A 2,387-nucleotide genomic window follows, 5' to 3' on the forward strand; every position below is an offset into this window, starting at 1 on the left:
CCTCTACACCCTGGCGAACTTCAAGACGAACCACAGCGGCAAGGTGCGCGCCGAGGATGTGAAGCCCGTTGTTGGCTCGGCCGCCGATGCGATGGATGCCTGGCTGAAGGCGAGCGGGATCACCTCTGGCCCCCTCTTCCGCCGCATCCACAAGGGCGGGAAGCTCGGCGAAGACGGGCTCACGGGCACCGCGGTTCGAGACATCGTGAAGACCCGTTGCGCCCTCGCCGGCGTCGGTGACGATTTCTCGGCCCACTCGCTGCGATTGGGCTTCGTCACCAAGGCGGGGCGACAGAACATGCCCTTGCAGGAGACGATGGCCATGACTGGGCACCGCAGCGCGGACACCGTGACGGGCTACTTCCGGGCAGGGGCCGCTCAGGTGAGCGCGGTGGCGCGGATGATGGACTCGAAGAAACCTGCGCCGGGTGAGATTTGACTCTGACTGGGTTGTCGTAGCCAAATTACGACAACGCGCACAAAACGAAACCTTGCGCGCACTTGGAAATGTCTCAATAATCGTAATGTGACTACGACTACACGGTCAAAACTAAACGCCCTCTTGACTCAGGTTCCCAGCGGCACGCCGGTGACCAGCGAGGACCTGGCTCGGGAAGGTGTCTCTGCTGACTTGGCGGTCCACTACGTTCGAGCGGGGTGGCTCCGGCGACTCGCGCGCGGCGTGTTCGTTCGTCCTGACGGCCCGTTGCAGCGCGACCCTAGCCTGTGGCTGCTTCAACGACTGGTCCCAGGCCTGCACGTCGGCGGCAAGACCGCTCTGGACTGGCATGGCGTACGGCACTATGTCTCCCAGGAGCCGAAGCTCCAGCTGTACGGCCTCAAGTCGGCGAAGCTGCCCGACTGGTTCATGGACGCTTTCCCTGCCGAGTACCACCGAAAACAGCTCTTCAGTAGCGATGCGACCGGCATGAAGCACGTGCGCCCCTTCGAAGGCAGCCCCAATGGCCCGAACGTCTCTGCGCCCGAACGCGCATTCCTGGAGCTTCTGAGCGAAGTCGGGGTGCGGCAGCCGCTCGCTGAGGCCCGCGAGTTGGCCGAGAGCACGTACGGCCTTCGCGCATCTGTTCTCGGCGATCTGCTGCGGGACTGCACGAACGTGAAGACCGTGCGCCTCTGCCTGCAGCTCGGGCGCGAGCAATCCCTGCCCTGGGCGAAGAAACTCGATCCGGCTGGCCTGCCAACCGGAAGCGATCGGCCCTGGGTCTCCCAAACCAACGAAGGCCTGCTGGTCCTGAAAAAGTGAACGACATCTATCTCGCCTGCCCCAGGTCGCGCCATTCGTCGCCTCGCAACCTGTTCCGGCATACCTCCCAGGCGCTCAGTGTTTCGCCACCGTCGTTTGCCAGCCTTCGCTCCATCTACAAGCGCAGGCAGACCCTCTACAAGCACCAGCCCTGGCGAAGACCTACCTCGGCGCTTCGCGATCTGGGGCCCGCTGACGAGTCCGACCTGACCGGCGCACTGCACGTTCATGCAGAGGAGGCATCCCACCCCGACGACCTGGTGCAATCCGCCTGCCACTGGCTGTTCCCACGCCGCATCCTGATTCCCGGCGCGCGGCGCCTGCAAGACTGGGCCCGCGACACAATCGCCGCCGCGCCGGTGGCGGCCATTTTCTTCGTTGCCAAGCGCTCGCGTCGACGGTGACGGTGGCCGAATTTATCGACGTGCGATAGTGAGCCCCCTTGCACTCATGCGAACCGGAATGCGCTTGCAGCCGAAAGCCTTTGCCCTCGCCGCGCTGACGGCGGGGGTGGTCGCCGTCGTTTGGTGGCAGTGGCCCGTGCGCGTGGAAACGGCGCTGCCCACGCGCGGTCCGGCGATCGAGGCGGTGTACGCCACCGGCACCGTCGAGCCCACCGTGATGGTGCCGGTGGCGCCGCGCGCCGGCGGTCGGCTGGTGGCGATCGACGCCGAAGAAGGCGAGCAGGTCAAGCGCGGACAGGTGCTGGCACGCATCGAGTCGAGTGACCTCGATCAAACTGTGCAGGAGATGCGCGCGCGCGAACAACTGGCTCGGGCCCAGTTCGAGCGCGCCCGCTCCCTGGTGGAGAAGCGTTTCGTCGCGCCGGCCGAGCTCGACCGCACGCGCAGCGAGTTGCGGGCCGCGCAGGCCGCGGTCCAGCGGGCCCAGGCCCTGCGCGACTACAACCAACTCGTCGCCCCGACCGACGGCATGGTGTTGCGCCGCGATGGCGAAGCCGGCCAGTTCGTGCCCGCCGGCCAGGCGGTGTTCACGCTGGCCTGCTGCGCGCCGCTGCGCGTGACGGCTGAAGTCGACGAAGAGGACATCGCCCGTGTCGCGGTCGGCCAGAAGGTCACGATGCGCAGCGATGCCTTGCCCAAGCGCCTGTTCGACGGCGAGG

General features: G+C 66.4%; 4 protein-coding genes. All 4 read left to right on the forward strand.

Features of this window, described 5'->3' with window-relative positions; translation table 11 throughout:
- On the forward strand, nucleotides 1-439 hold a 439-nt coding region (locus tag AC1DY5_RS51615; RefSeq protein WP_478122009.1), incomplete at its 5' end, for a tyrosine-type recombinase/integrase.
- An 87-nt stretch (nucleotides 440-526) separates the two neighbouring features.
- Nucleotides 527-1,264 (forward strand): type IV toxin-antitoxin system AbiEi family antitoxin domain-containing protein, encoded by a 738-nt coding sequence (locus tag AC1DY5_RS51620; protein WP_478122010.1) that lies wholly within the window; start codon nucleotides 527-529, stop codon nucleotides 1,262-1,264.
- Nucleotides 1,261-1,668 (forward strand): DUF4158 domain-containing protein, encoded by a 408-nt coding sequence (locus AC1DY5_RS51625; RefSeq protein ID WP_478122011.1) that lies wholly within the window; start codon nucleotides 1,261-1,263, stop codon nucleotides 1,666-1,668. Before AC1DY5_RS51620 ends, AC1DY5_RS51625 begins: the two co-directional genes overlap by 4 nt.
- A 64-nt stretch (nucleotides 1,669-1,732) precedes the next feature.
- A partial coding sequence (locus AC1DY5_RS51630; RefSeq protein ID WP_478122012.1) for an efflux RND transporter periplasmic adaptor subunit occupies nucleotides 1,733-2,387 on the forward strand: 655 nt, incomplete at its 3' end.

This window comes from Variovorax sp. P4_D9, assembly GCF_056401695.1.